We start from the raw sequence: 6,804 nt of genomic DNA, 5'->3' as shown, positions 1-6,804 counted from the left end.
TATGATGAAGGTGATGTCACAGGAATACGGAACAAAATATTTTAAACTGATTGTCAATATGGTGGATTCGGTTGCAGAGGCAAAAAAAGTATATGCTGCTTTAAGCGGAGCCCTTGATAAATACCTGAAAAATGTTGTATTGGAATATGTGGGTCATATCCCTTTTGACAGACAGCTGCAAAAAGCGGTTCAAAAAAGGAAGCTGGTCATGGATAGCACCCCGGATTCAATGGCGGCAAAAGCAATAGAAGAGATTGCCATAAACTTGGGGGAAAGTTCTGTAAGAACCAATTCAAATGGGAATTTAACATTTTTTATGAGTAAAGTATTTCAGACCATAACCTGAAATGGATACTTTATTACTAAATGAAAAAACTATACCAGGAAAATAAAACAGATGGAGACTCATGGCGTGAAAAAAGCATTGTTGAGTATTCATATCTTGTAAAGCATATTGCTGCAAGATTTGCCATGCGTCTTCCTTCCAGTGTTTTCTTTGATGAATTGGTTTCTGCAGGATCTCTCGGGTTGATTGATGCAGTGGATAAGTTTGATCCCTCAAAGCATGTTAGTTTAAAGACCTATGCTCAATATCGGATTAAAGGGGCAATCCTTGATGAATTGCGCAGTATGGATCCCTATTCAAGGTCTATGAGAAAGAAAATCCAAAATATTACCAAGGCGGTAAAGACCATCGAAGACCAGAAAGGTTCACCTGCAGCAGATGAAGAGATTTGTGAGGAGCTGGGTGTTTCGCTTGATACATATTATGATATGCTTACAAATATCCACGGGGCATCTGTATTAAGCCTGGATGAATTTATAAAAACAAAGAAAAACGATACATATTCAAAAACAAGATTTCAGTCCGGTATTAAAGGGGGCGAAAATCCTGCCGATTGTTTTGATAGAGAGGAACTTAAATTTGTTTTGACCCAAACCATAAAAACATTGACCCAAAAAGAACAAATGGTGGTGTCCCTTTATTATTATGATGAATTGACATTAAAAGAGATCGGTGAAGTTCTCACATTGACTGAGTCGCGTATATGCCAGATCCATACGGCGATTCTGGTTCGGTTAAAAGCCAGGCTTCAAGATTACTTTAATTAAAAGAGGTCATACATGTCTGATCCAACTTTAGAAGAAGACAGTCTAATATCCCAGGATGATATTGATAAACTTTTAGATTCCTCTTCCATTGAAGAAGCAGAAGAAAAACTTTCAAGCAGTGACGCTGCTGATGGGGTTGATGAGTTGGGAGAGCTTTCCCAGGATGATATTGATCGGCTTATGAATTCGAATGCAACAAGCCCGGCAGATTCACAGGATGGAGATGGTTCTGAAGATGATGATATGGAACTGATCTCCCAGGATGATATTGACAGGTTGATGAACTCAAGTGCCTCTTCGGATGAAGAGACAAAAGTTGAAAGTGAGGCCCCGGAAAATATAGAACCGGAAAATAAAGAACCAGACAATAAAGAACCAGAAGATAAAGAACAGGACAGTCTACCTGTTGAAGAAGAAAATGTTGATCAGACAGAAAAGGCGGTTATTGCCGAGGAAACGTCGGAACTTGCTATAGAAGACAATAGGCAAGAGGAGGATGATTATGTCATTGATGAGTCCGAAGCAGTGGATGTTCAGGACAGCCTGATTGCCCAGGAGACAATAGATGACTTGATTAAAAATTTTGACAATGAGGTAATATCCGAGCCCGTAATATTGGATGAAGAACCGGTATCTGAGCTTGCGGCCCTGACACAACCTGAATCAGAGCCTGAACCTGAAGTGCAGGAAGACACGGCTTTAGATGATACAGAGGATTTTTTAAAACCGGATTCCGATGTTACAGTGCTTGATTTTGATGATGATGAAAGCGAAGATGTTACCCAGGAAGATATTGACTCACTGTTGCTTGAGTCTGATGATGAAGATGAAGATGAAGATGATATCCTCATATCCCAGGATGATATTGACACGCTTTTAATGGCGGCTGACCAGGAAGATGAAGATGTCCTTGGCGATTTAATGGATGAAGAAGTTGATGACAGTATGGATGACGAAGTCGAGGATGAAGATATACTGGAAGATGATACGTTCGATTATGACGAGGAAGATTATGACGAGGATCAGGTCGTTCTGGAAGGCGATGATGAAGAACCACCTGCAAAACCAAAGAAAAAAAAGACAAAAGCAAGATCACAATGGTATAAATCAAAGCTTGTGATTGCCTGTGCATCTGCATTGATTGTTCTGGGAATAACGGTTCCATTATCTTATTTTATCTTTTTTTCAGGTGAATCTGGTAAAGAGATTCAATCGGACCCGATTGCAAAGCTCGCTGTTGAAAGAGAAATCGAAATTGAGACAGTGGATATTCATATCAAAAAACAAGGTGATATTAAAAAATCAGGAAATATGATTTTAAAGGATTTTGTTATACTGGCATCTGACTTGTCAAAAGATATGGCCTATATCACGGCTGATATCTCTATCGATTATTCTGATCAAAGAGCTTATCATGAAATTAAGAATAATTTATCATTTTATCGGGATTTAATTTATGATTCCATAAATAACAGTCTTGCTTCTGAAAAAAGAGATGAGATTACAGAAGCGGATATTTTATGGGTAGTTGAAACAACTTTAAAAAAGGTGTTGCCCGGACATTATATTAACCGGGTTAGTTTTAAATCTTTTAAAGCGAGTTAGAAAGGGGTTTGAAATGACAACCGTACCTGGACACAATATCGTTATCCAACAGTCCGGGGTTGCCCAGGAGCTGGCACACCAGGCCCATACGCCCAAACCTTCCCCGGAACAGGCTGCAGCGCAACAACAAGCCAATGTGGTTACGAAAAACACGACGGTACAGGGATTTGATGAATCTGAAAAACTTAAAGCCAAAAAAGAAAAAGATGCCCTAAGAAGAAAACAGCTCTTAGAAGAAGAGAAAAAAAAGAAAAAACAACAGGAAATGGAACAGGACCCTGATGCATCGGGCAGGCTTCTGGACACAATGGTATGATAGAATTATTTTCACTTGAATTTTGGATTGCAATTCTTTTTTTTATTAATTTTATTCTGGTTATTTTATTATTTTTGTTTGTAAAAAGGATGAATCGACTGAATCCGGGAGAACCGGATCAAAAGTATTGTGATGACGGATGCGAAAATGCGAAATACGCATCTGGATCTGCTGTAGATATTATTGAAATGCTGGAACCTCTGGTTAAAGAATCAAAAAAAACTGCCATCAGTTTTGACAAACAGATAAAAGAAAAAAAGAGATTAATAAAAGAGTTGAACGATGCGTTGGATTCCAGGATCATCAGTATCAATCTTCTTTTATCCCGGGCAGATGCATTGCAAAAGAAATTGGAAGTAAGAAACAATCAATTCAATTTAGAATCCTCTTCAAACGCTGTACTTGACCAGCAAAATCAAATCATAGAGATGTATAATCAAAATTTCGATATTGACTCCATTGCCCAAAGACTATCAATCCCTAAAGGAGAAGTTCAGCTGGTGATTGATCTTAAAAAAAAAATTGTTGAAATGGAAAAGAATAGCAGATGATCTCCGGCGTTCATATTTCATCCTCGGAAATGGTCATCAATAAGGACGGCGGTAAAAAAAACACTCTCCCCAAATTTAAAAAAAACCAGATCATTAATGCAAAGGTTATACAGCTGTTGCCACAGGGTAAAGCGTTGCTTTTGGTAAACGGTCAAAAATTTGTGGCAAAAACAGCCATGCTGCTGAAACCCGGGGAAGAGGTTCAACTTAAAGTCCTTGCACAAAAGGATACCATCATCTTAAAGCTCATTGGTCCGATTCAAAAAATGACAAATAGGCAGATATCATCCCTTGTCCGATTTTTTTCAAAAAATGAAGCCATACCTGATATTTCCAAGACCAGAATATCAGGTGTGAAAGACCTTCTTTATAATATGGCCTTAAAATCAGATAAACCGGATGAGACATTTTTACCAAAGTTAATAGAAAAGAGTGGGTTGGTATGGGAAAAAAAAGTTGCCCGGATTTTATTGGGTAATACATCTTCATCAGATATCAAAGCTGGCCTGGATATTCTATTAAAACAGGATATTAAAGGTAATATCCTTAAAAATATGTTAATGGTTGATCCCCAGAAATTTGAAGGTTTGAAAATGGCAGCCTCTTTTTTGGAAACCATAGAAAATTATCAGTTGCTCAATCATCACAGCTCGGACTCAGGACGATTTCTACTGCCTTTCCCGATTTTTAGTGACCAGGCATTTAGTTTCGGGCAACTCTTAATAGATACAGGAGATAAAGCCAAAAGTAATAACAAGGATGCTGATAAAGTTATTCATATCTCTTTTTTACTGGATATGACCAAGCTTGGCCCATTGAGAGCCGATTTTTCAATATTGAAAAAAGAGATTACAGGGAGATTTTTACTCAAGGATGATGATACCTGTAAATATGTTAAGTCAATGATTGCCGAGCTTACAACCCGCCTTGCAAAGATCGAATACCAGGTTCGCAAGATAGAATGTCACACAGCAGAAAAAGAAGAAATTCAGCAAAGCAGTTTTATTGAATCCTTGGTAACAGCCCGTGATGAAAGCATGTTAAATATTGTGATTTAAATTAAATGGATAAAAAAAATAAAAAAAAGGCTGTTGCATTAAAATATGACCGGGAAACGGCCAGTGCGCCGAAAGTAATTGCCAAAGGCCAGGGCAAAGTGGCTCAAAAAATTATTGAGCTTGCCAAAAAACATGATATTCCCATAAAAGATGATCCAGACCTTATTGAAGTTCTGTCATCCCTTGAAATTGATGAAGAAATCCCTTCAGAAATTTATGTGGCAGTGGCAGAGCTTTTAGCCTTTGTTTATTCTATCAATTCCAAACGATATTCATAATAGGTAGGAAAATTTTTCTGTATTCTGTCAATTATTAACCTTTTGATCTGTCGGGTTTTTGGCGAATAGAAAATTTGTAATATATAAAGAAAGAGGTATCAAAAGTTATTGGAATCCTGTTTTGTTTCAGATCATTCTTGAATGCTTTGGGGGTAAAGGTTTTACAAGTTATCCACATTGAAGAGGATAACAAGTAATATAGTTCTTTTTATACAGACTTTCCAATAAACTCATATGGCATCCATATTGCAAGTTCGTTTATGAGAAAATACTTTAAAAGGAGAAGAAATGATTCTTGAAATGACTCGGCCTGTTCAGGGCGGATTAAGGCAGGAAAGAAAATTAGAAGCAGTTTCAAACAATCTTGCCAATACAGATACAATCGGGTTTAAGAAGGATAGGATCAGCTTTGACGAGAAATTTAAAGCCCAGATAAATAAAGATTTTACACAAGGGTCTATACTGACAACCGGTAATCCGCTTGATTTTGCTCTTTCAGGGGAAGGCTTTTTTAAAATAGAGACACAAGAGGGCATCAAATATACCAGAAACGGAAATTTTTCCATGGATATTAATGGTATCCTGGTGGATCAGAACGGTAATCCTGTCATGGGGCAGGGTGGGGCCATTGCTATTGACGGTGAAAATGTTGAACAGGATTTGTCCGTCAATCAAAGTGGTGAAATTATGCTTTCCGGAGAAATTATTGACACGCTTGATATTGTGACCTTTAAAGACTTGAAAAAATTGGAAAGGAATGGACAGAATTTTTTGTCTTACAAGGGCGAAACCACAGACGAGCTCCAGGCGGAACAAGCTGTTGTACAGCACAAAGCCCTTGAAAAGTCAAATATTATAGTTGTCGAAGAAATGGTGCGTATGATTGACTACCACAGGATGTTTGAAACATTTACAAAATCCATGATGACATTTGATGAAATTGACGCCAAGGCGATTAATGATGTTGGAAAACTTAGATAAGATAATAGGAGATAATTTATGATACGATCACTCTGGTCCGCAGCAACAGGCATGCATGCACAGCAGATGCAAACAGATGTTGTCGCTAATAATCTGGCCAACGCCAGCACCACCGGGTTTAAAAAATCCAGGGCAAATTTTGAAGACCTCATGTACCTGACCATGCAGATTGCCGGCCAGACGACCCCGGGGGGCGGACAGGTTCCGACGGGAATACAAGTCGGTATGGGAGTAAAACCAACCAGTGTGCAAAAGTTGTTCATCCAGGGGGATTATATTCAGACCGACAATCAACTGGATATGGCAATCCAGGGAAATGGTTTTTTTAAAGTGCGGCACGGGGATGAAGATTTATATACCCGGGCAGGTAATTTTACCCTGGATAGTGAGAGTTTTTTGACCACACCGTCGGGTGATCGGCTGCAACCTGAGATATCCGTACCTGAAGAGACCATAGTCGTCACACTCCAGGATAATGGAACAATGACCTTTTATGGTGCTGATGAAAATATCCTCGGAGAGGACAATGTTTTAATCAGCACATTTGTCAACGATGCCGGTCTTTTTGCAGTGGGCAATAATCTTTTCAGGCAAACAGAGGGTTCGGGTGATGCAACAGAAAGAACCCCCGGAGAAGATGGTGCCGGCACTACGGTCAATAATTTTCTTGAGGGGTCTAATGTCAATGTTGTTGAAGAAATAGTCGCTATGATTGTCGCACAAAGAGCATATGAAGCGAATTCAAAATCAATTCAGACTGCTGACAGTATGCTCAGCACTGCCAATGGATTGAAACGATAAATGATGAATATGTTTTTTATAAAAATAATTATTAAATCCATTGGATTTTTTATTATTGGGTTTATGCTTATTCAGCATCTATGTCTATATCGCCTTTTTGC

At 38.4% G+C, this 6,804-nt stretch carries 9 protein-coding genes; all 9 read left to right on the top strand.

The features are described 5' to 3' along the window. Positions 1-346 (top strand): MinD/ParA family protein (locus K8S13_RS18830; protein WP_367172745.1); only part of this gene is annotated, 346 nt, incomplete at its 5' end. Between the two features lie 20 nt (positions 347-366). Beyond that, positions 367-1,113: a sigma-70 family RNA polymerase sigma factor gene (locus tag K8S13_RS18825; protein ID WP_291464952.1), complete on the top strand. Its 747-nt coding sequence runs from the start codon at positions 367-369 to the stop codon at positions 1,111-1,113. A 12-nt stretch (positions 1,114-1,125) separates the two neighbouring features. Continuing rightward, entirely contained in the window at positions 1,126-2,718 is a 1,593-nt protein-coding gene (locus K8S13_RS18820; RefSeq protein WP_291464950.1) for a hypothetical protein, read from the top strand. A 13-nt stretch (positions 2,719-2,731) separates the two neighbouring features. Further along, a complete protein-coding gene (locus tag K8S13_RS18815; protein ID WP_291464948.1) occupies positions 2,732-3,034 on the top strand; it encodes a hypothetical protein in 303 nt (100 codons plus the stop codon). After that, positions 3,031-3,585 (top strand): hypothetical protein, encoded by a 555-nt coding sequence (locus K8S13_RS18810; protein WP_291464947.1) that lies wholly within the window; start codon positions 3,031-3,033, stop codon positions 3,583-3,585. The genes K8S13_RS18815 and K8S13_RS18810 overlap by 4 nt, the downstream gene beginning before the upstream one ends. Beyond that, the gene (locus K8S13_RS18805; RefSeq protein ID WP_291464945.1) at positions 3,582-4,643 is read left to right on the top strand and encodes a hypothetical protein; all 1,062 of its coding nucleotides are present in this window, start codon (positions 3,582-3,584) and stop codon (positions 4,641-4,643) included. The genes K8S13_RS18810 and K8S13_RS18805 overlap by 4 nt, the downstream gene beginning before the upstream one ends. A gap of 5 nt (positions 4,644-4,648) precedes the next feature. Beyond that, positions 4,649-4,921 (top strand): EscU/YscU/HrcU family type III secretion system export apparatus switch protein, encoded by a 273-nt coding sequence (locus K8S13_RS18800; RefSeq protein WP_291464943.1) that lies wholly within the window; start codon positions 4,649-4,651, stop codon positions 4,919-4,921. A gap of 288 nt (positions 4,922-5,209) precedes the next feature. Continuing rightward, entirely contained in the window at positions 5,210-5,902 is a 693-nt protein-coding gene (locus tag K8S13_RS18795) for a flagellar hook-basal body protein (protein WP_291464941.1), read from the top strand. 18 nt (positions 5,903-5,920) lie between these two features. After that, positions 5,921-6,703, top strand: coding sequence for a flagellar basal-body rod protein FlgG (flgG, locus tag K8S13_RS18790; RefSeq protein WP_291464939.1), 783 nt, complete (start codon positions 5,921-5,923; stop codon positions 6,701-6,703). Positions 6,704-6,804 lie beyond the last annotated feature (101 nt).

The sequence above is a fragment of the Desulfobacula sp. genome (assembly GCF_021107415.1).
The sequence above is the reverse complement of the archived record's forward strand: the minus strand, read 5'-3'. Positions and strand labels throughout refer to the sequence as shown.

Coding starts and splice junctions, on each gene's coding strand:
- K8S13_RS18805 (WP_291464945.1), top strand. CDS start 3,582: ATGATCTCCGGCGTTCATATTTCATCCTCGGAAATGGTCATCAATAAG.
- K8S13_RS18825 (WP_291464952.1), top strand. CDS start 367: ATGAAAAAACTATACCAGGAAAATAAAACAGATGGAGACTCATGGCGT.
- K8S13_RS18820 (WP_291464950.1), top strand. CDS start 1,126: ATGTCTGATCCAACTTTAGAAGAAGACAGTCTAATATCCCAGGATGAT.
- K8S13_RS18810 (WP_291464947.1), top strand. CDS start 3,031: ATGATAGAATTATTTTCACTTGAATTTTGGATTGCAATTCTTTTTTTT.
- K8S13_RS18800 (WP_291464943.1), top strand. CDS start 4,649: ATGGATAAAAAAAATAAAAAAAAGGCTGTTGCATTAAAATATGACCGG.
- flgG (WP_291464939.1), top strand. CDS start 5,921: ATGATACGATCACTCTGGTCCGCAGCAACAGGCATGCATGCACAGCAG.
- K8S13_RS18815 (WP_291464948.1), top strand. CDS start 2,732: ATGACAACCGTACCTGGACACAATATCGTTATCCAACAGTCCGGGGTT.
- K8S13_RS18795 (WP_291464941.1), top strand. CDS start 5,210: ATGATTCTTGAAATGACTCGGCCTGTTCAGGGCGGATTAAGGCAGGAA.